This window comes from Citrobacter sp. KTE151, from assembly GCF_000398845.1.
GTDB classification, from domain to species: domain Bacteria; phylum Pseudomonadota; class Gammaproteobacteria; order Enterobacterales; family Enterobacteriaceae; genus Citrobacter; species Citrobacter braakii.
Genome location: NZ_KB976064.1, coordinates 303,752 through 323,692 on the forward strand (window position 1 = coordinate 303,752; position 19,941 = coordinate 323,692).

Here is a 19,941-nt window from a genome sequence, read left to right on the forward strand (position 1 = left end):
ATCGTATTTGTGAGCTGCCGCAAATTAACAGAGGGAATGTTGATTAATTGTTGCTTGCTTTTGCTGATTCGGATTTCAGGGTTGATTACCTGAATAGCGTTTCGATAATTTTGCCGCTGCCCGACTCAAAACCGGCTCCAGGACCAACGCCAGCAGCATTTTAAGCGGGCGTCGGGCGACGGACTTCACCGCCCACCCTGCTACCCCCGCCGGGCCGTAACGAAGCGCAGTTAAAAGCACCAGCTTACCTGCTATTTTAAAGCCCGGCTTAACCCTTTGCCCGGCACGTTGCCAGCGATTGTTCATTTCTATCCTCACAATTGGCGGAAACGGCTGCGCAATGAAAAGGTATCAGACGTGACATAACGCTCCATTTCACGCAAACGCTTTTCACTTGCCGCCAGCTCACGATCGACAGCATCCAACAGCTCGCCGCTTGATGGCTGCTGCTCACCGGAAACCACATTGTCCGGCATCGGGTCCAACACAAACGTCAGCACGATGTAAGCGACGAAGGTGAAAAAGGCCAGACCAAAAAAGACGGACAACACCACCAGGATCCGCACCAGCTTCACAGGCACATCGAGATAATGCGCAATACCTGCGCAAACCCCCTTCACCATGCCCTGTTGCGGAATACGCCACAGTTTTTTGTTCAGATTAACGCCTCCCATTAGCGGTCCCTCCAGTTTGGATGTTCAGCATCAAGGATGTCTTCCAGCGCCTGAATGCGCTCGCGCATCCGCTGTGCGTCATCGTTGAGTTCTACCAGACGTTGCTGTTCACTTTGCGCCAGTTCGCCACGACTGGAACGGTTGCTGTAATGCAGCCAGAGCCAAATCGGTAAAACGAACAGCACAAAGATGGTTAATGGGATAGCCAGAAATAGCGCGCTCATGAGTACTCCTTACAGGTGATGAGCGGCGGCGCGTTCGGGCGCCGCCAGATGTTATTATTGCTTATCTTGCTGCATTTTGGCTTTAAGTTGCGCCAGCTGCTCGCTGATTTCATCATCTGCTTTCAGGTCAGCAAATTGCTGATCCAGAGACTGCTGTTTACCGAAGTTATGGCTTTCGGCCTCAGCTTCCATCTGATCGATACGACGCTCGAAAGATTCAAAGCGTGCCATCGCTTCATCCAGCTTACCGCTGTCCAGTTGACGACGAACATCACGCGAAGAGCTCGCAGCCTGATGGCGCAGCATCAATGCCTGCTGACGAGCACGGGTTTCACTGAGTTTATTTTCCAGCTCACCGATCTCTTTTTTCATTCGCGCCAGCGTATCGTCAACCAGCGTCACCTCATGCTCCAGAGAAGCAATCAGATCAGTCAGTTTCTGTTTTTCGATTAAAGCAGAACGCGCCAAATCTTCTTTCTCTTTACGCAGCGCCAGCTCGGCTTTTTCTTGCCACTCTGCCTGTTGTGCGCTGGCCAGTTCGATACGGCGAGATAATTGTTTCTTTTCTGCCAGAGCGCGTGCGGAGTTTGAGCGCACCTCAACCAGCGTATCTTCCATTTCCTGGATCATTAACCGCACCAGCTTCTGCGGATCTTCAGCCTTTTCCAGCAACGCATTAATGTTGGCGTTCACGATGTCGGCAAAACGAGAAAAAATACCCATAATGTAATCCTCACTTACTGTTCTGATATCGGGCTATGCCCTGCTGTTTTCGTAATGCACTTGGCGTGCCAACTTTTTAAACGATTGATTTTAATGTAAATATCTAATTTTACCTGACGGGGGAATTAGGGTAAATTGGTGAATAACACTAATAAGTGGTGAATTTCATCATGGCAGGATACAAAGACAATATTCTGGGCGAAGCGAACAGCTTTATTGAAGTGCTGGAACAGGTTTCTCATCTGGCGCCGCTGGATAAACCTGTACTGGTTATCGGTGAGCGAGGTACGGGGAAAGAGCTTATTGCCAACCGCCTGCACTACCTCTCCAGCCGTTGGCAGGGCCCATTTATTTCGCTTAACTGCGCGGCCCTGAACGAGAACTTACTTGATTCCGAACTGTTTGGTCACGAAGCCGGTGCGTTTACCGGTGCGCAAAAACGCCATCCAGGACGTTTCGAACGCGCTGACGGCGGCACGCTGTTTCTTGATGAACTGGCGACCGCACCAATGTTGGTACAGGAAAAACTGCTGCGCGTAATTGAGTATGGCGAGCTGGAACGCGTCGGCGGCAGCCAGCCCTTGCAGGTTAACGTGCGTCTGGTCTGCGCGACCAATGCCGACCTGCCACGTATGGTCAGTGAAGGCACTTTTCGCGCGGACCTGCTGGATCGTCTGGCCTTTGACGTGGTGCAACTTCCCCCACTACGCGAGCGTCAAAGCGACATCATGTTAATGGCCGAACACTTTGCCATTCAGATGTGCCGCGAGATCGGGTTACCGCTTTTTCCTGGATTTAGCGCCGAGGCCAGAGAAACCCTCCTCCATTACCGTTGGCCGGGTAATATTCGTGAACTGAAAAACGTCGTGGAGCGCTCCGTTTACCGGCACGGTACCAGCGATTACCCGCTGGATGAGATCATCATTGACCCCTTCCGCCGCCACGTTGCGCAGCCACAGGCAGCACCACCAAAGCAGACATCTGTAGCATTACCGCTGGATCTGCGTGAATTCCAGCAGCAACAAGAGAAAGACTTTCTACAAACCAGTTTGCAGCAGGCGAAATTTAATCAGAAAAAAGCCGCTGAATTACTGGGTCTGACTTACCATCAGCTACGCGCGTTGCTTAAGAAACATCAGATCTAATACGCATTTGCAGGTGTCATACTGGCGGGTTTGACGCATAACGTCATAAGGTTTACCATGGCGTCATTACTGTATAAAAACACAGGCATAGATATGACTCTGGCATTAGTTGGCGAAAAAATTGACAGAAATCGCTTCACCGGTGAGAAAGTTGAAAATAGTACATTTTTTAACTGCGATTTTTCAGGTGCCGACCTGAGCGGCACTGAATTTATCGGCTGCCAGTTCTATGATCGCGAAAGTCAGAAAGGATGCAATTTTAGTCGCGCAATGCTGAAAGATGCCATTTTCAAAAGCTGTGATTTATCAATGGCAGATTTCCGCGGTGCAAGCTTTATGAATATGATCACCACGCGCACCTGGTTTTGCAGCGCATATATCACTAATACCAATCTAAGCTACGCCAATTTTTCGAAAGTCGTGTTGGAAAAGTGTGAGCTATGGGAAAACCGCTGGATGGGGACTCAGGTACTGGGTGCGACGTTCAGTGGTTCAGATCTCTCCGGCGGCGAGTTTTCGACTTTCGACTGGCGAGCAGCAAACTTCACACATTGCGATCTGACCAATTCGGAGTTAGGTGACTTAGATATTCGGGGTGTTGATTTACAAGGCGTTAAGTTAGACAACTACCAGGCATCGTTGCTCATGGAGCGGCTTGGCATCGCTGTGATTGGTTAGCTCAGCGTTTACACCGGGAGATGCGTTTGACGATTTACTTTTAACCAGTACGATTCCTGGCAAGCATTGTGAAATGTTTTCTCCAGTGGACAAATATCCTGACCTGCCGCATCAACGACATGCCATCTAATGCTGCATTCTGGACAGGAACTTGATGAATTTATAACCAATTCATTTTCGCGAGAACAACGAATAACCACTCCCGAATCATGAAGCCATGTCTTATTTATAATCTCAACTTCAGCCATGTCATCCCGTTTACTGACATCCTCAATACAAATAACATTTTTGCCTATTTTTATAGCATTGACGTAATCCGCTAAGTTGCTCATTTATTAAATATTCCCTTTGATTCGTACACTAACGCATTGTAATCGCTTATGCATTTTGTCACAGCGAGGAAACCGTAACAAATTACGCCAACTGTCCACATCCTGCACCGCGTTTATAGCAAGTCAGATGGGCCATGAAAATGCTAAGATAGTTAACAGAGTAGATTCAAAGTGGATAGCAGGTATGAATTTTGACCATGTCGCGGTGTTGAACTCGCGCTTATCGAGCCTGTTACTCCCAAACACAAACGGTAATGGCAAATGTCATTAAATATTAGTAAGATAGCCCCTTTATTTATAATCCTTTAAAATTATGCGCCTGGTTTTATCATCTCTGATCGTGATGGCTGGATTTCTGAGTGGTCAGGCTGCTGCCGCGCCTGAACAGGCTTCGCATGCTGATATTCGTGACAGCGGCTTTGTCTATTGCGTTAGCGGGCAGGTCAATACGTTTAACCCGCAAAAAGCGAGCAGCGGTCTTATCGTCGACACCCTGGCAGCCCAGCTGTATGACCGACTACTCGATGTCGATCCGTACACCTATCGACTGGTGCCTGAGCTGGCTGAAAGCTGGGAGGTGCTGGATAACGGCGCAACCTACCGCTTCCATCTGCGTCGTGACGTCCAGTTTCAGAAGACGGCCTGGTTCACCCCCACCCGCAAACTGAATGCAGACGACGTGGTGTTTACCTTCGAGCGCATCTTTGATCGCCAGCATCCGTGGCACAATGTAAACGGTAGCAGTTTCCCCTACTTCGACAGCCTACAGTTCGCCGATAACGTCCAAAGCGTACGCAAGCTGGACAACAACACCGTTGAGTTCCGCTTAACTCAGCCCGACGCCTCCTTCATGTGGCACCTCGCCACGCATTATGCCTCCGTGATGTCAGCAGAATATGCGGCTAAATTGGCAAAACAGGATCGCCAGGAACTGCTCGACAGACAACCCGTCGGCACCGGACCGTACCAGCTTTCGGAGAATCGCGCAGGGCAATATGTTCGACTGCAGCGCCATGAAAAATTCTGGCGTGGTACTCCTCTGATGCCGCAGGTGGTTGTGGACCTCGGCTCTGGTGGCACCGGACGTCTATCGAAACTCCTGACCGGTGAGTGTGATGTTCTGGCCTGGCCTGCCGCCAGTCAGCTCAGCATTTTGCGTGATGACCCGCGCCTGCGTCTGACCCTGCGCCCGGGGATGAACATCGCCTATCTGGCATTCAATACCAATAAACCACCGATGGATAATCCCGCCGTGCGGCATGCGCTGGCGCTGGCCATTAATAACCAACGGCTGATGCAGTCCATCTACTACGGGACGGCGGAAACCGCAGCATCTATTTTGCCTCGCGCCTCGTGGGCTTATGACAACGAAGCTAAAATTACAGAGTACAATCCGGCAAAATCGCGCGAGCAGTTAAAAGCACTGGGGCTGGAGAACCTGACATTACAGCTTTGGGTACCCACCAGTTCTCAGGCCTGGAACCCCAGTCCACTGAAAACCGCCGAGCTGATTCAGGCTGACATGGCTCAGGTGGGTGTGAAAGTTAAAATCATTCCGGTTGAAGGTCGTTTTCAGGAGGCGCGATTAATGGATATGAACCATGATCTAACGTTATCCGGTTGGGCGACGGACAGTAACGATCCTGACAGTTTTTTCCGACCGTTGCTAAGCTGCGCCGCCATCAACTCGCAGACTAACTTCGCCCACTGGTGTAATCCGGAATTTGACAGTGTTCTGCGCAAAGCCCTCTCTTCGCAGCAACTCTCATCGCGAATTGATGCCTATGACGAAGCGCAAAATATTCTCGCGAAAGAGTTACCGATCCTGCCGCTGGCCTCTTCACTGCGTCTACAGGCTTATCGTTACGATATCAAAGGACTGGTGTTGAGTCCGTTCGGCAATGCATCTTTTGCCGGGGTTTCCAGGGAAAAGAAAGATGAGGTGAAAAAGCCATGATTATCTTCACCCTGCGTCGTTTTTTATTGCTGCTGGTCACCCTCTTCTTCCTGACCTTTATTGGATTCAGCCTGAGCTACTTCACGCCTCATGCGCCGTTACAGGGTGCATCGCTGTGGAACGCCTGGGTATTCTGGTTCAATGGCCTCATTCACTGGGATTTTGGTGTATCCAGTATTAACGGTCAGTTGATTTCAGAACAGTTGAAGGAGGTGTTCCCGGCGACGATGGAACTGTGCATTCTGGCCTTTGGTTTTGCGCTGATGGTTGGGATCCCCGTTGGTATGCTGGCTGGCATCACGCGGAACAAATGGCAGGACCGCTGCATCAGCGCCTTAGCGTTGATGGGCTTTTCCATTCCGGTTTTTTGGCTGGCGCTGTTGCTGACGTTGCTCTTCTCACTGACTCTCGGCTGGCTTCCCGTTTCGGGACGCTTTGATCTTCTCTATGAAGTGAAGCCCGTTACCGGATTTGCCATTATTGATGCGTGGATCTCCGACTCGCCCTGGCGCGATGAAATGCTGGTCAGCGCAATCCGTCACATGGTGCTTCCGGTATTGACGCTTTCCGTCGCCCCTACCACGGAAGTTATTCGCCTGATGCGAATCAGCACCATTGAGGTCTTTGATCAAAACTACGTTAAAGCGGCCGCCACGCGCGGTCTGTCACGCTTAACCATTCTGCGCCGTCACGTTCTGCACAACGCCCTTCCGCCGGTGATCCCGCGTCTGGGCTTACAGTTTTCCACCATGCTGACGCTGGCGATGATCACCGAGATGGTCTTTAGCTGGCCAGGTCTTGGCCGTTGGCTGATTAACGCAATTCGCCAGCAGGATTACGCGGCAATTTCGGCGGGCGTCATGGTGATTGGCTCACTGGTTATCATCGTTAACGTCATCTCTGATATTTTGGGTGCTATGGCTAACCCTCTGAAACATAAGGAATGGTATGCCTTACGATAGCGTCTACAGCGAAAAGCGCCCGCCGGGTACGCTGCGCACCACATGGCGCAATTTTTACGGCGATGCGACTGCGATGATCGGCCTGTATGGCTGCGCAGGATTGGCGATTCTGTGTATTTTTGGTGGTTGGTTTGCCCCTTATGGCATCGACCAGCAGTTTCTCGGCTATCAGCTTTTACCTCCGTCATGGTCGCGCTATGGCGAAGTCTCATTTTTCCTCGGAACTGACGATCTCGGGCGTGACGTGTTAAGTCGCCTGCTCAGCGGCGCGGCCCCGACCGTTGGCGGCGCGTTTGTCGTCACCCTCGCCGCCACACTATGTGGCCTGTTACTGGGCGTGGTTGCCGGCGCGACGCACGGTTTGCGCTCCGCGGTGCTGAACCACATTCTGGACACCCTGCTCTCGATCCCTTCGCTGCTGTTGGCGATTATTGTGGTGGCCTTTGCCGGACCGCATCTGACACACGCGATGTTTGCCGTCTGGCTGGCGCTGCTGCCGCGCATGGTACGCTCCGTCTACAGCATGGTGCATGACGAGCTGGAAAAAGAGTACGTTATCGCCGCTCGCCTGGACGGCGCAACCACGCTCAATATCCTGTGGTTTGCCGTTCTGCCCAATATTACCGCCGGACTTATCACTGAAATCACCCGTGCGCTGTCGATGGCGATTCTGGACATCGCTGCGCTGGGTTTTCTCGACCTTGGCGCACAGTTGCCGTCACCAGAATGGGGAGCCATGCTTGGCGACGCGCTGGAGCTGATTTATGTCGCACCGTGGACGGTTATGCTGCCAGGTGCGGCGATTATGATAAGCGTGCTGCTGGTTAACCTGCTGGGTGATGGCGTGCGCCGGGCAATTATTGCGGGGGTGGAATAATGCCATTACTGGATATCCGCAACCTGACCATTGAATTCAGAACCGGCGACGACTGGGTGAAGGCGGTTGACCGCGTCAGCATGACCCTCAATGAAGGTGAAATCCGCGGACTGGTTGGTGAATCTGGATCCGGCAAGAGCCTGATCGCCAAGGCCATTTGCGGCGTCGCGAAAGATAACTGGCGCGTAACCGCAGACCGCATGCGCTTTGATGATATCGATCTGTTGCGCCTTTCCGCGCGTGAACGACGCAAGCTGGTCGGCCATAACGTTTCCATGATCTTTCAGGAACCGCAATCGTGTCTCGATCCGTCTGAGCGCATTGGACGACAACTGATGCAAAATATTCCGGCATGGACTTATAAAGGCCGCTGGTGGCAGCGTATCGGCTGGCGTAAACGCCGCGCGATTGAACTCCTGCACCGCGTCGGGATAAAAGATCATAAAGATGCGATGCGCAGCTTCCCGTATGAACTGACCGACGGCGAATGCCAGAAAGTGATGATCGCAATCGCCCTGGCTAATCAGCCGCGTTTACTGATTGCCGACGAACCAACGAACGCGATGGAGCCAACCACTCAGGCGCAAATTTTCCGCCTGCTGACCCGACTGAACCAAAACAGCAATACCACCATTTTGTTGATCAGCCATGACCTGCAAATGCTCAGCCAGTGGGCTGACAAAATTAACGTGATGTACTGTGGGCAAACGGTGGAAACTGCGCCCAGTAAAGAACTGGTGACTATTCCGCATCATCCTTATACCCAAGCGTTGATTCGCGCCATTCCTGATTTTGGTAGCGCAATGCCGCACAAAAGCCGCCTGAATACCATGCCAGGAGCCATTCCATTGCTGGAACAATTACCTATAGGCTGTCGTCTGGGGCCGCGCTGCCCTTATGCTCAGCGCGAATGTATCGAAACCCCAAGACTGACCGGAGCAAAGAATCATCTCTACGCCTGTCATTTCCCGCTGAACATGGAGAGAGAGTGAGATGGTAGAAACCCTGCTCGAAGTTCGTAATCTGAGCAAAACCTTTCGCTACCGGACGGGTTTATTCCGCCGTCAGACCGTTGAGGCCGTTAAGCCCCTGAGCTTTACCCTGCGCGAGCGTCAGACGCTCGCCGTTATAGGTGAAAATGGTTCCGGTAAATCTACGCTGGCGAAGATGCTGGCCGGTATGATTGAGCCCACCAGCGGTGAGCTGCTGATTGACGATCACCCGTTAAAATATGGTGATTATTCATTCCGTAGTCAGCGTATCCGTATGATTTTCCAGGATCCGTCAACGTCGCTTAACCCACGGCAACGTATTTCGCAGATCCTCGATTTTCCGCTACGTCTGAACACCGACCTCGAGCCTGAACAGCGCCGCAAACAGATCATCGAGACCATGCGGATGGTCGGTCTGTTGCCTGACCATGTGAGTTATTACCCGCATATGCTGGCTCCGGGACAAAAACAGCGTCTGGGCCTTGCCCGAGCGCTCATTTTGCGACCCAAAGTCATTATCGCCGACGAAGCCCTGGCCTCTCTGGACATGTCGATGCGTTCGCAGCTCATCAATCTGATGCTGGAACTACAGGAAAAACAGGGGATTTCATATATCTATGTGACTCAGCACATCGGCATGATGAAGCACATCAGCGATCAGGTATTAGTCATGCACCAGGGTGAAGTGGTTGAACGCGGCAGTACAGCAGATGTTTTGGCCTCGCCGTTGCATGAGTTGACCCGTCGCCTGATCGCCGGTCATTTCGGCGAAGCGCTTACCGCTGACGCGTGGCGAAAAGATCGCTAGCAGATGCAGCCCTCCTCAACCGGAGGGCAATTTTGCAATCAGTGACAAACATTTGGTAAGAGCAGTGTATCAACCTCGCTAAACGCGACCGAAGGGAAAAGGGATCCCTGCATCACCCAAACACCAGTCGCGCCTACTTCGTCGATAAGCTGTTTGGTTTCCACGCCCTCCACCGCAATGCGGTCGCAATATTCGCGGATGTTTTTAATTAGCACCGGGAACATCGGTTTTTCAGCCTGATCCAGGAAAAAACCACGATCCAACTTCACAACATCAAAACGACCGCAAACCAGCGGACTGGCCCCAATGCTGCCGGAGCCCAGATCGCCCAGCCATAATGCGTTTGGACCGTCGCAAAGTGAATTAATCAGCAGATTATTCAGACATACGGTATTCGTCAGAAAACGCTCTGAAAGTTCTAGTGCAACAAAAGGCATGGCATGTAGCGCCGATTTGACGCTCGGGTCGCCAATTGCCAGCAGCGCCATTTCATCAATGAGGTTCAGAGTACAGAAAAGGTTGTGGCTCTCAAACCAATTACGCTTTTCGGCAATTAATCGAATTTGCTCGAGCATGAAATTACGTTTTTGTTCGCTATTCCACGCTGAAATGATGAACTCTGGATGTATCGGCGAAACCGTATCTGAAGCAAACCGGACGCTCATCTCAACACCCAGTAACGTATCAGTTGTGTCTCTCATCGGTTCCGCGATGAAATGATAGTGCATAAGACCACTCCAATTGATCATAACTTCCTGATAATGCACTTTTAATCACAATCAATCAATAATAACGATCAATGTATCAATATCGATCGATAAAAACAATATATCATAACGAACTGAATACGGTCATATTTTTTGTTTTAAGAAAGTTCCTACATTGCTATGTTTTAAAACATAAGCTAGCAGTTAATAATACCATTGAGATGCCTTTAAAGCCTTGTATTTTCTCCATCCCCCCGCGCTTCGCAGAATGAATGAGACTTAACCAGGGAAAGTGTTAAAACCCTCATGTGTAATGAAAAGTGATTATCAGTAAGGGATGATAACTATTCTACAAGGCACAATGAGTGGGATATAATTGCTGCCCCATTTCGAAACACCTTCAAATTGTGATCATAACTCATTGATTGCTAAAAATAAGCAATGACCATAAGGATTAAAGCTATGGGTTTTCTTTCCGGTAAGCGCATTCTGGTAACGGGTCTTGCCAGCAAACTGTCCATCGCCTGGGGTATCGCTCAGGCAATGCATCGCGAAGGGGCTGAACTGGCGCTCACCTACCAGAATGACAAACTAAAAGGCCGCGTCGAAGAATTTGCAGCTCAACTGGGTTCCAGCATCGTACTGCAGTGTGATGTGGCGGAAGACGCCAGCATTGATGCACTGTTTACCGAACTGGGCAAAGCCTGGCCGAAATTCGACGGTTTCGTGCACTCCATTGGTTTTGCGCCCGCAGACCAACTGGATGGCGACTATGTGAATGCAGTCACCCGCGAAGGCTTCAAAATTGCTCATGACATCAGTGCTTACAGCTTTGTGGCGATGGCAAAAGCCTGCCGTTCCATGCTGAACCCAGGCTCAGCGCTGCTGACGCTATCCTATCTGGGCGCAGAGCGCGCCATCCCTAACTACAACGTGATGGGCCTGGCAAAAGCCTCACTGGAAGCGAACGTCCGCTATATGGCTAATGCGATGGGTCCTGAAGGGGTGCGTGTGAACGCTATTTCTGCCGGTCCTATCCGTACACTCGCCGCTTCCGGCATTAAAGATTTCCGTAAAATGCTGGCGCATTGTGAAGCGGTTACGCCGATTCGCCGCACTGTAACCATTGAAGATGTGGGCAACTCCGCAGCATTTTTGTGCTCCGATCTCGCTGCCGGCATCTCTGGTGAAGTCGTTCACGTAGATGGTGGCTTCAGTATCGCGGCAATGAACGAGCTGGAACTGAAATAATCGTAAGTCTTCTATGGGCGGTCTTGCCCCGCCCATGACTCTCCTCTGCCCGCCGCCATATATGCTTTTCTGATATTTATTATCACGGAACAATCTTTCATCCACTCTTCTGCTTACGTCAGGATATTGCAGCGCAAACGATCCGGCGTAGTAGTAGACGACGTGTCCGGGTCGCCACTTTTTAGACCAAGGACCGCCCATGGAACAACGCCGAATTGAAGGCAAAAGCCACTGGTATCATGAGACGCAATCCAGCAAGCATCCGCAAGATATTCTGCCGCTGGTGCCGGAAGCTGCTCATGTCGACGACTGCTTTTTACTGGATCTGGCGATACCTGATGACGCCCTTTTGCCTTTTCAATCCTGGTTAACCCCTGCCCGTAACCTTGCCCAGGTTCTCTTCCCGGTTCACGTAAACCTGAATCAGATGCACACATTCAGCGCCTATGAACGGATGAGTACGGCGCTAACCGTCGCTCAGGTGTATGGCGTCCAGCGATTGTGCAATCACTATGCCGCGCGGTTAACACCGCTTCCTGGTCCTGACTCGTCACGGGAAAGTAACCATCGGCTGGCGCAAATTACCCAATATGCTCGCCAACTTGCCAGCTCTCCTGACGTGATAGGCGCACGCGATCGCCAGCATCTGGATGCGGTCGGGCTGACCACCAGCGATAGTATTTTGATGAATCAAATTATCGGCTTCGTCGGTTTTCAGGCCCGGACCGTGGCCCTGTTTCAGGCCTGGTTTGGACATCCGGTACGCCGAATACCGGTGCTGGATATACAGCAATTCGCTCACGCTTCGTCATTTAGTGCAACAAACGCTACCTGGCACGCTGCGCCATTCCCAATCGAAAAATATCCTGATCAGGACGAGACGACGGCCAGACATTTTCCCGATGAACTGCAAGCGTTGGTGCCATTACTGATCCATTCACCGGTCATTTTAGATTTATTCACGACACTGATTTCCAGTACCCGGCGCAGCGCAGTACCGGTGCAGGCATTTTCACTGGCGGCGCTAATGACGTCACGGATTAACGGCAGCGTGGCCTGCTTTAATGAACAGGCACATACAGCCAATGAATTAGCCAACGTTATCGCCCTGCTTCGCCAGGAGGAACGTGAATTACAGCGTTGGGAACAGCGACATCCGGTTGAGCGCGTCACCCTGCAGGCGGTACAATGGCTAACCCGAGCGCCCGACCGTTTTAGCGCCGCGCTGTTAACCCCTTTGTTCGATCAGGGCATCTCTTCTGAACAAGCGATTAACCTGCTGGCCTGGAGCGGATTGTGCGGATGGTTGAATCGCTTGAAAATCGCGCTGGGCGAGACTTATTAACCGATCCACTTACTGAAAGAGCGCTTGCCGCAACTGAGAGAATCGCGTAAAACTGTCAGCCGCTCTTTTAGCCACGAAAATAGACAATTATGCTTCAGGACAACCCGCTGCTAGCGCAGCTTAAACAGCAACTGCATTCCCAGACGCCACGTGCTGAAGGGGTGGTAAAAGCCACGGAAAAAGGCTTTGGCTTCCTGGAAGTCGATGCACAAAAAAGCTATTTCATTCCACCGCCGCAGATGAAAAAAGTGATGCATGGCGACCGCATTGTTGCGGTTATCCATACAGAAAAAGATCGTGAATCTGCCGAGCCGGAAGAACTGATCGAACCCTTCCTGACGCGCTTCGTGGGTAAAGTTCAGGGCAAAAATGATCGTCTGTCCATTGTGCCGGATCATCCGTTACTGAAAGAAGCGATCCCTTGCCGTGCCGCCCGCGGCGTTGAGCACGATTTTAAAGAAGGTGACTGGGCCGTCGCTGAAATGCGTCGCCACCCGCTGAAAGGCGATCGCACCTTCTATGCCGAGTTAACCCAATTTATCACTTTTGCTGATGACCACTTTGTCCCGTGGTGGGTCACGCTGGCACGCCATAATCTCGAAAAAGAAGCGCCGGACGGTGTGGCAACTGAGATGCTGGATGAAGGTCTGGTTCGTCAGGACTTAACCGCCCTCAACTTTGTCACCATCGACAGCGCCAGCACCGAAGATATGGACGATGCGCTTTATGCTGAAGAGCTGGCCGACGGCAAACTGCAATTAACTGTCGCCATTGCCGACCCTACGGCCTGGATTGCAGAAGGCAGCAAGCTGGATAAAACAGCAAAAATTCGCGCGTTTACTAACTATCTGCCGGGGTTCAATATCCCGATGCTACCACGCGAACTGTCTGACGATCTGTGCTCTTTACGCGCGAACGAAGTGCGTCCGGTTCTGGCTTGTCGTATGACCATCACCGCAGATGGCGCGATTGAAGACAACATCACCTTCTTCGCAGCGACGATTGAGTCGAAAGCGAAGCTGGTCTACGACAACGTCTCCGACTGGCTGGAAGGTGCCGGTGACTGGCAGCCTGCAAATGACGCGATTGCTGAACAAATCCGTCTGCTACACCGTATTTGCCTGAGCCGCGGTGAATGGCGTCATAACCATGCTCTGGTATTTAAAGATCGCCCGGATTACCGTTTTGTTCTTGGTGAAAAAGGTGAAGTCCTGGACATCGTCGCTGAGCCACGCCGCATCGCAAACCGTATCGTGGAAGAATCCATGATTGCGGCAAACATTTGCGCCGCCCGCGTGCTTCGCGACAAGCTCGGCTTCGGGATTTATAACGTCCATATGGGATTCGACCCGGCCAACGCCGACGCTCTGGCCGCGCTGCTAAAAACCCATGGTATGCACGTTGATGCCGAGGAAGTCCTGACGCTGGAAGGTTTCTGCAAACTGCGCCGCGAGCTGGATGCGCAGCCTTCTGGTTTCCTCGACAGCCGAATTCGCCGCTTCCAGTCTTACGCTGAAATCAGTATCGAGCCAGGGCCGCACTTTGGGCTGGGTCTGGAGGCTTATGCCACCTGGACCTCTCCTATTCGTAAATATGGAGATATGATTAACCACCGTCTGCTTAAGGCCGTCATCAAAGGTGAAACCATCGCCCGCCCTGGGGATGATACCACGGTGCAAATGGCGGAACGTCGTCGCCTGAACCGGATGGCTGAGCGTGATGTGGGCGACTGGTTATACGCCCGTTTCCTGAGTGACAAAGCCGGGACCGATACCCGCTTTGCGGCCGAGATAATTGACGTCAGCCGCGGCGGTATGCGCGTACGTTTAGTTGATAATGGCGCAGTCGCATTTATTCCTGCCCCATTCCTGCACGCCGTTCGGGACGAGCTGGTATGCAGCCAGGAAAGCGGCACGGTGCAAATTAAAGGTGAAGTGGTTTACAAAGTCACGGATGTGATTGACGTAACCATCGCCGAAGTTCGCATGGAAACCCGCAGCGTTATCGCGCGTCCAGCCGCGTAACACGTATCAATCCAGCGACCTTTCTCATTTTGTGAAAGGTCGTTTCTTTTTCCCGCCCAAATTCCCACCACCGCACTACACTTCTTTCATTCGGTCAATTTTATTTTTTTACTTTTTTCAGTTCCGCTGGCTTTGCTTTTTACGGATTCTGGATTAAACATAAATATATAAAAAAAACAATACGTTCAGCCATAATCACCCCGAATGAATCATGGCTACCCATACTTTTGAGGCTCTATGCGCTTTAAACGGGATAGTACACATGATGAAAGACGTCCGGGAGCTGGTTACGTTGTATAGCTATGTGGGCACTCATAACCCCTACTGGCGTTTGTCAGAGGATTGCAACATCCTGCATTTCTCTATCGACGAAGCGTCAGAAGCTGATCAGACCATCGAATTATTACCTGAACAAGCCGATCGCATTCGCGAGTTGACGGTGATCACGTCAAGTCTGCTAATGACGTTGCCCATTGAAGATGACGACATTCCCGTGCATCTGGTCGGTCGAAAAATCAATAAGCGCGAATGGGCTGGTAGCGCATCAGCCTGGGATGACACCCCTTCCGTCGCCCGCGATCTAGCCCACGGCCTCTCTTTTGCCGAACAAGTCGTTTCCGAAGCCAATTCCGTTATTGTCATTCTTGACCGCATGGGCAACATTCAGCGGTTTAATCGCCTGTGCGAGGAGTACACCGGCCTCAAAGAACGTGAAGTCATTGGTCAAAGTGTATTCACATTATTTATGAGCCGTCGTGAAGCGGCGGCTTCACGGCGCAATATTGAGGTCTTTTTTCGCGAAGGTAACTCGTATGAGGTTGAACGCTGGGTCAAGACCTGCAAAGGCCAGCGTCTGTTTCTTTTTCGCAATAAATTTGTGCATAACGGTAGCGGCAAGAACGAAATTTTTCTGATCTGTTCCGGGACCGATATCACTGAAGAACGCCGCGCGCAGGAACGACTGCGGGTGTTGGCGAATACCGACTCCATCACTGGATTACCAAACCGCAACGCAATTCATGAACTGATCAGCAATGCGATTGAGAACGCGGGCGATACGCAGGTCGGTATTGCGTACCTCGATCTGGATAACTTCAAAAAGGTAAACGATGCCTACGGGCATATGTTTGGCGATCAGCTACTACAAAGCGTGTCGCTGGCAATCCTCAGTTGCCTCGAAGACAACCAGATCCTGGCGCGGTTTGGCGGCGATGAATTCATTGTTCTTGCCACCGAAACATCCCAGGGCACACTGGAAGCCACCGCATCGCGCATTCTGACGCGCCTGCGCCAGCCCTTCCGCATCGGTCTGATTGAAGTCTATACCGGATGCTCTATTGGTATATCCCTCGCGCCTCAGCATGGTCAGGACTGCGAGAGCGTCATTCGTAACGCGGATACAGCCATGTACACCGCGAAAGAAGGCGGCCGTGGGCAGTTTTGTGTTTTTTCTCCGGAAATGAATCAGCGGGTATTTGAATATCTGTGGCTGGATACTAATCTGCGTAAGGCGCTGGATAACGATCAACTGGTTATCCATTATCAGCCAAAGATAACCTGGCGCGGTGAAGTGCGCAGCCTGGAGGCGCTGGTTCGCTGGCAATCTCCGGAACGCGGCCTCATTCCACCGCTGGAGTTTATATCCTACGCCGAAGAATCGGGGCTCATCGTCCCGCTGGGGCGTTGGGTTATTCTCGACGTTGTGCGCCAGGTCGCGAAATGGCGCGACAAGGGAATAAACCTGCGCGTGGCGGTAAACGTTTCTGCCCGCCAGCTCGCCGATCAGACGCTTTTTACCGCACTTAAGCAGGTACTTCACGAGCTCAACTTTGAGTATTGCCCCATCGATGTTGAATTAACGGAAAGCAGTTTGATAGAAAATGAGCAACTGGCGTTGTCAGTCATTCAGCAGTTTAGCCAGTTGGGAGCGCAAATCCATTTGGATGATTTTGGTACCGGTTATTCGTCGCTGTCTCAACTGGCCCGCTTCCCGCTAGATGCCATTAAACTGGATCAGACCTTTGTCAGAGAGATCCACAAACAACCCATTTCACAATCGCTGGTACGGGCCATAGTTGCGGTAGCGCAGGCGCTCAACCTGCAGGTCATCGCCGAAGGCGTGGAAAGCGCGAAAGAGGATGCGTTTCTGACCAAAAATGGCGTCAATGAGCGTCAGGGGTTTTTATTCGCCAAACCAATGCCAGCCGCCGCATTTGAACGTTGGTATCGCCGCCATCTGAGTAAAAAAATGCGCTAATGCAGAGGGAATGAAGGTGATGAATAGCCATAAATGGACATTACATGACGACGCTATCCGCATGTAATCACAGAATATATAATATTCTTCAATCGTTCAGGTTAATACTATTTTTCCCTTCTCTTTTGCCATGAAATTCTGCATCATGAAATTCAAACTCTATTGCCATTAGGATGACGACCATGTCTGATATCGACGCTCAGCGTCTGGCCGAACGTATTGATACCGTGCTGGATATCCTCGTTGCAGGTGATTACCACTCAGCCATCCACAATCTTGAAATTTTGAAAGCTGAACTGTTAAACACGGTCAAAGAAGATGCCGAATCTTTGGCGAAAAAGCAGAAGGCGCCATGGGAGATCTGATGACAGTGATCTTTTGATGTCGCTGCTATCAGCAAACTGCAGATAATGCAGTTTCCGTTTAATTTCCGATACTATATCGCAATAAAATTAATACTATGAATTCCCGACAACAATCTATTTTGCAGATGGTGACCGATAAAGGTCAGATGAGCGTCGCCGATCTGGCAAAAGTCACCGGTGTCTCCGAAGTGACGATTCGACAGGATCTGAACACGCTGGAAAAACAGAGTTACTTACGCCGAGCCCACGGTTTTGCTGTTTCATTGAACAGCGATGATGTTGAAACGCGCATGATGACCAATTTCACTTTGAAACGTGAACTGGCTGAATTCGCTGCATCTCTGGTCAGTCCAGGCGAATCCGTATTCATTGAGAATGGCAGCAGCAATGCACTTCTGGCCAGAACGCTGGCCGAGCAAAAAGATGTCACCATCATCACCGTGAGCAGCTACATTGCTCATCTGCTCAAAGAAACGCCCTGTGAAGTGATTCTTCTCGGTGGAATTTACCAGAAAAAAAGTGAGAGCATGGTCGGCCCCTTAACTCGCCAGTTTATCCAGCAGGTACACTTCAGTAAGGCCTTTATCGGCATTGACGGCTGGCAGGCTGATACCGGTTTTACCGGACGCGATATGATGCGTTCTGACGTGGTTAACGCGGTGCTGGAAAAAGGCGCAGAAGTTATTGTGTTGACCGACAGCTCAAAATTCGACGCCATTCACCCTTACACGCTGGGTCCATTAGAGCGATTCAGCCGCGTAGTAACGGACTCCAGACTCAGCGCCAGCGTACAAATGCAGCTCGAACATTCAGGATTAATCGTCAATATCATTGATGCCCACGCATAAAATCTTCAGTAGATGGTTTGTCAGCAGACAAATCATCTGCTCTCTGAGAGTTATCTGACAATCCAATTAAGACTTTTTACCTGTCGTTAACAGGATAAAGTCGTAAAATTAATGTTAGCGATATAACAGGAACGAACCTCCAACTTCAGGATAGTGTTTGTAATGACTTCGCTAAACGGTTTCACGGAAATATCTTCGATAGTCTTAATTTGACGCTATCCTTAAAGAACACTGGATTCCGTGAATCAATAATTCAGGAGAAAGTATTATGTTAGTAACGAGCAAAAAAATGACCGCTGCCATTCTGGCGATTACTCTGGCAATGTCGCTGAGTGCCTGCTCTAACTGGTCCAAACGAGATCGTAACACCGCAATCGGTGCTGGTGCAGGTGCAATAGGTGGTGCAGTCCTGACTGACGGTAGCACGCTGGGTACGCTGGGTGGTGCTGCAGTAGGTGGTATTATTGGCCACCAGGTGGGTAAATAATCTACGGTTAAACGGCTCGATATAATAATACGTTTACTTTTTCAGGTCTGTATTATAAAAAAGCCACGGAAATTTTCCGTGGCTTTTTTATTAACCGCCAGCCAGTTTAACTTTCATTCCTTTAGCTTCCAGCAGCGATTTAATCAGGTCGCGTTTATCCCCCTGAATTTCAATCACGCCATCTTTCACTGCTCCACCGCAACCACACTTTTTCTTCAGTTCTGCGGCTAATTTGGTCAGTTCGGCATCGTCTTGATCAATACCGGTAATCAGGCACACGCCCTTCCCTTTGCGACCACTGGTCTGGCGCTGGATACGAACAATGCCATCGCCTTTTGGACGCTCAGGCGCTGTTTTCGGTTCATCAATACGCCCGGAGTCGGTAGAGTAGACCAGACGAGAGTTTGAGTCGTTCATTTACGCACCTCGTTTCAGGGAAGCATTGATCATCTTCAGCGTCTGCGCGGGATCGGCCGACTGGGTGACCGGACGACCAATCACCATGTAATCCACACCTGCTAATTGCGCCTGTTCCGGTGTCATAATACGACGCTGATCGCCCGCCTCGCTGCCTTCAGGACGAATCCCCGGCGTCACCAGCTTAAATGCCTGGCCCAACGCCTGCTTGAATCGCACCGCTTCCTGCGCTGAGCATACGACACCGTCCAGACCACAATTCTGGGTTAAGCGCGCCAGTCTTTCAGCATAATCCGCAGGTGACAACGTCACGCCGAGATCGGTGAGGTCGCTGGCTTCCATACTGGTCAGAACCGTCACGGCAATCAGCAGCGGCGCGTCCTGGCCAAAAGGCACTAAGGCTTCACGGGCTGCAGTCATCATACGCGCCCCGCCAGAAGCGTGAACGTTAACCATCCAGACGCCAAGTTCGGCAGCAGCGGCAACTGCATGCGCGGTGGTATTGGGAATATCATGAAATTTCAAATCAAGAAAGATGTCAAAACCACGCTGTTGTAGATCGCGAACCAACTGAGGCCCAAAAAGCGTGAACATCTCTTTGCCCACTTTCAAACGGCAATCACGAGGATCAATTCTGTCGACAAAAGCTAATGCTTTATCACGATTAGAATAATCGAGAGCGACAACGACAGGAGAATCGGTAACAGCACGAGAAGAAGATGAAGCAGTAAACGTCATGACCAGACCTTCTTGAGGATGGGCGCCCACGGCGGCGCGAAATGGGTAAACGGCGTGCATTCTACCTGCGGTAATAGAAAATTAACAGGCGCGATTACATTTCTGCCAGGCGAACCGGCAGCGGAGGTTG

General features: G+C 51.1%; 22 protein-coding genes. 14 read left to right on the top strand and 8 right to left on the bottom strand.

All coding sequences use genetic code 11. The features are described 5' to 3' along the window. Positions 1–75 precede the first annotated feature (75 nt). The 4 genes from pspD to pspA are packed head-to-tail and all read right to left on the bottom strand — an operon-like array spanning position 76 to position 1,621. The gene (gene pspD, locus WC7_RS13270) at positions 76–306 is read right to left on the bottom strand and encodes a phage shock protein PspD (protein ID WP_003833267.1); all 231 of its coding nucleotides are present in this window, start codon (positions 304–306) and stop codon (positions 76–78) included. Positions 307–314: 8 nt separating this feature from the next. Next, positions 315–674: an envelope stress response membrane protein PspC gene (pspC, locus tag WC7_RS13265; protein WP_003020497.1), complete on the bottom strand. Its 360-nt coding sequence runs from the start codon at positions 672–674 to the stop codon at positions 315–317. Further along, complete coding sequence (gene pspB, locus WC7_RS13260) at positions 674–898, bottom strand: envelope stress response membrane protein PspB (protein WP_016153227.1); 225 nt, start codon at positions 896–898, stop codon at positions 674–676. Before pspB ends, pspC begins: the two co-directional genes overlap by 1 nt. Positions 899–952: 54 nt before the next feature. Then, positions 953–1,621, bottom strand: coding sequence for a phage shock protein PspA (gene pspA, locus WC7_RS13255; protein WP_016153228.1), 669 nt, complete (start codon positions 1,619–1,621; stop codon positions 953–955). 155 nt (positions 1,622–1,776) lie between these two features. Here pspA and pspF point away from each other — a divergent pair, with 155 nt between their 5' ends. Beyond that, complete coding sequence (gene pspF / locus WC7_RS13250) at positions 1,777–2,766, top strand: phage shock protein operon transcriptional activator (protein ID WP_029139556.1); 990 nt, start codon at positions 1,777–1,779, stop codon at positions 2,764–2,766. Positions 2,767–2,859: 93 nt separating this feature from the next. Further along, entirely contained in the window at positions 2,860–3,444 is a 585-nt protein-coding gene (locus WC7_RS13245; protein ID WP_032947103.1) for a pentapeptide repeat-containing protein, read from the top strand. A gap of 8 nt (positions 3,445–3,452) precedes the next feature. Here WC7_RS13245 and WC7_RS25520 read toward each other — a convergent pair whose 3' ends face one another. Continuing rightward, positions 3,453–3,776: a hypothetical protein gene (locus WC7_RS25520; protein ID WP_016153231.1), complete on the bottom strand. Its 324-nt coding sequence runs from the start codon at positions 3,774–3,776 to the stop codon at positions 3,453–3,455. 313 nt (positions 3,777–4,089) lie between these two features. Between WC7_RS25520 and sapA the strand changes: the two genes are divergently transcribed. Genes sapA through sapF form a run of 5 tightly spaced genes read left to right on the top strand, consistent with a single transcriptional unit; the run spans position 4,090 to position 9,372 of the window. Next, entirely contained in the window at positions 4,090–5,733 is a 1,644-nt protein-coding gene (gene sapA / locus WC7_RS13240) for an ABC transporter substrate-binding protein SapA (protein ID WP_016153232.1), read from the top strand. Next, positions 5,730–6,695, top strand: a complete 966-nt coding sequence (gene sapB, locus WC7_RS13235; RefSeq protein WP_003020545.1) for a peptide ABC transporter permease SapB — start codon at positions 5,730–5,732, stop codon at positions 6,693–6,695. The genes sapA and sapB overlap by 4 nt, the downstream gene beginning before the upstream one ends. After that, positions 6,682–7,572, top strand: coding sequence for a peptide ABC transporter permease SapC (sapC, locus tag WC7_RS13230; RefSeq protein WP_016153233.1), 891 nt, complete (start codon positions 6,682–6,684; stop codon positions 7,570–7,572). The genes sapB and sapC overlap by 14 nt, the downstream gene beginning before the upstream one ends. Next, positions 7,572–8,564, top strand: coding sequence for a peptide ABC transporter ATP-binding protein SapD (gene sapD / locus WC7_RS13225; protein ID WP_016153234.1), 993 nt, complete (start codon positions 7,572–7,574; stop codon positions 8,562–8,564). The genes sapC and sapD overlap by 1 nt, the downstream gene beginning before the upstream one ends. Position 8,565: 1 nt before the next feature. Then, entirely contained in the window at positions 8,566–9,372 is an 807-nt protein-coding gene (sapF, locus tag WC7_RS13220) for a peptide ABC transporter ATP-binding protein SapF (RefSeq protein WP_016153235.1), read from the top strand. A 38-nt stretch (positions 9,373–9,410) separates the two neighbouring features. On the opposite strand, the gene WC7_RS13215 is transcribed toward sapF, so the two are convergent. After that, positions 9,411–10,100 (bottom strand): EAL domain-containing protein, encoded by a 690-nt coding sequence (locus tag WC7_RS13215; RefSeq protein WP_016153236.1) that lies wholly within the window; start codon positions 10,098–10,100, stop codon positions 9,411–9,413. Between the two features lie 441 nt (positions 10,101–10,541). Between WC7_RS13215 and fabI the strand changes: the two genes are divergently transcribed. From fabI to osmB, 7 genes are all read left to right on the top strand, one after another. Continuing rightward, positions 10,542–11,330, top strand: a complete 789-nt coding sequence (gene fabI, locus WC7_RS13210) for an enoyl-ACP reductase FabI (RefSeq protein ID WP_016153237.1) — start codon at positions 10,542–10,544, stop codon at positions 11,328–11,330. 199 nt (positions 11,331–11,529) lie between these two features. Beyond that, positions 11,530–12,675 (top strand): carboxymuconolactone decarboxylase family protein, encoded by a 1,146-nt coding sequence (locus WC7_RS13205; RefSeq protein ID WP_016153238.1) that lies wholly within the window; start codon positions 11,530–11,532, stop codon positions 12,673–12,675. Between the two features lie 89 nt (positions 12,676–12,764). Further along, positions 12,765–14,699, top strand: a complete 1,935-nt coding sequence (locus WC7_RS13200; protein WP_016153239.1) for an exoribonuclease II — start codon at positions 12,765–12,767, stop codon at positions 14,697–14,699. Between the two features lie 265 nt (positions 14,700–14,964). Further along, a complete protein-coding gene (gene pdeR / locus WC7_RS13195) occupies positions 14,965–16,956 on the top strand; it encodes a cyclic di-GMP phosphodiesterase (RefSeq protein ID WP_032947122.1) in 1,992 nt (663 codons plus the stop codon). Between the two features lie 182 nt (positions 16,957–17,138). Beyond that, complete coding sequence (locus WC7_RS13190; RefSeq protein WP_016153241.1) at positions 17,139–17,321, top strand: YciZ family protein; 183 nt, start codon at positions 17,139–17,141, stop codon at positions 17,319–17,321. Positions 17,322–17,416: 95 nt separating this feature from the next. Further along, positions 17,417–18,169, top strand: coding sequence for a DNA-binding transcriptional regulator YciT (locus tag WC7_RS13185; protein WP_016153242.1), 753 nt, complete (start codon positions 17,417–17,419; stop codon positions 18,167–18,169). Between the two features lie 268 nt (positions 18,170–18,437). Further along, the gene (gene osmB, locus WC7_RS13180; protein ID WP_003020583.1) at positions 18,438–18,656 is read left to right on the top strand and encodes an osmotically-inducible lipoprotein OsmB; all 219 of its coding nucleotides are present in this window, start codon (positions 18,438–18,440) and stop codon (positions 18,654–18,656) included. 90 nt (positions 18,657–18,746) lie between these two features. Here osmB and yciH read toward each other — a convergent pair whose 3' ends face one another. Next, positions 18,747–19,073: a stress response translation initiation inhibitor YciH gene (gene yciH, locus WC7_RS13175; protein WP_016153243.1), complete on the bottom strand. Its 327-nt coding sequence runs from the start codon at positions 19,071–19,073 to the stop codon at positions 18,747–18,749. Then, on the bottom strand, positions 19,074–19,811 hold the full coding sequence (pyrF, locus tag WC7_RS13170; RefSeq protein WP_155849798.1) for an orotidine-5'-phosphate decarboxylase: 738 nt from the start codon (positions 19,809–19,811) through the stop codon (positions 19,074–19,076). Positions 19,812–19,941 lie beyond the last annotated feature (130 nt).

Coding starts and splice junctions, on each gene's coding strand:
- pspD (WP_003833267.1), bottom strand. CDS start 306: ATGAACAATCGCTGGCAACGTGCCGGGCAAAGGGTTAAGCCGGGCTTT.
- pspC (WP_003020497.1), bottom strand. CDS start 674: ATGGGAGGCGTTAATCTGAACAAAAAACTGTGGCGTATTCCGCAACAG.
- pspB (WP_016153227.1), bottom strand. CDS start 898: ATGAGCGCGCTATTTCTGGCTATCCCATTAACCATCTTTGTGCTGTTC.
- pspA (WP_016153228.1), bottom strand. CDS start 1,621: ATGGGTATTTTTTCTCGTTTTGCCGACATCGTGAACGCCAACATTAAT.
- WC7_RS13245 (WP_032947103.1), top strand. CDS start 2,860: ATGACTCTGGCATTAGTTGGCGAAAAAATTGACAGAAATCGCTTCACC.
- WC7_RS25520 (WP_016153231.1), bottom strand. CDS start 3,776: ATGAGCAACTTAGCGGATTACGTCAATGCTATAAAAATAGGCAAAAAT.
- sapA (WP_016153232.1), top strand. CDS start 4,090: ATGCGCCTGGTTTTATCATCTCTGATCGTGATGGCTGGATTTCTGAGT.
- sapB (WP_003020545.1), top strand. CDS start 5,730: ATGATTATCTTCACCCTGCGTCGTTTTTTATTGCTGCTGGTCACCCTC.
- sapC (WP_016153233.1), top strand. CDS start 6,682: ATGCCTTACGATAGCGTCTACAGCGAAAAGCGCCCGCCGGGTACGCTG.
- sapD (WP_016153234.1), top strand. CDS start 7,572: ATGCCATTACTGGATATCCGCAACCTGACCATTGAATTCAGAACCGGC.
- sapF (WP_016153235.1), top strand. CDS start 8,566: ATGGTAGAAACCCTGCTCGAAGTTCGTAATCTGAGCAAAACCTTTCGC.
- WC7_RS13215 (WP_016153236.1), bottom strand. CDS start 10,100: ATGCACTATCATTTCATCGCGGAACCGATGAGAGACACAACTGATACG.
- fabI (WP_016153237.1), top strand. CDS start 10,542: ATGGGTTTTCTTTCCGGTAAGCGCATTCTGGTAACGGGTCTTGCCAGC.
- WC7_RS13205 (WP_016153238.1), top strand. CDS start 11,530: ATGGAACAACGCCGAATTGAAGGCAAAAGCCACTGGTATCATGAGACG.
- WC7_RS13200 (WP_016153239.1), top strand. CDS start 12,765: ATGCTTCAGGACAACCCGCTGCTAGCGCAGCTTAAACAGCAACTGCAT.
- pdeR (WP_032947122.1), top strand. CDS start 14,965: ATGAAAGACGTCCGGGAGCTGGTTACGTTGTATAGCTATGTGGGCACT.
- WC7_RS13190 (WP_016153241.1), top strand. CDS start 17,139: ATGTCTGATATCGACGCTCAGCGTCTGGCCGAACGTATTGATACCGTG.
- WC7_RS13185 (WP_016153242.1), top strand. CDS start 17,417: ATGAATTCCCGACAACAATCTATTTTGCAGATGGTGACCGATAAAGGT.
- osmB (WP_003020583.1), top strand. CDS start 18,438: ATGTTAGTAACGAGCAAAAAAATGACCGCTGCCATTCTGGCGATTACT.
- yciH (WP_016153243.1), bottom strand. CDS start 19,073: ATGAACGACTCAAACTCTCGTCTGGTCTACTCTACCGACTCCGGGCGT.
- pyrF (WP_155849798.1), bottom strand. CDS start 19,811: ATGACGTTTACTGCTTCATCTTCTTCTCGTGCTGTTACCGATTCTCCT.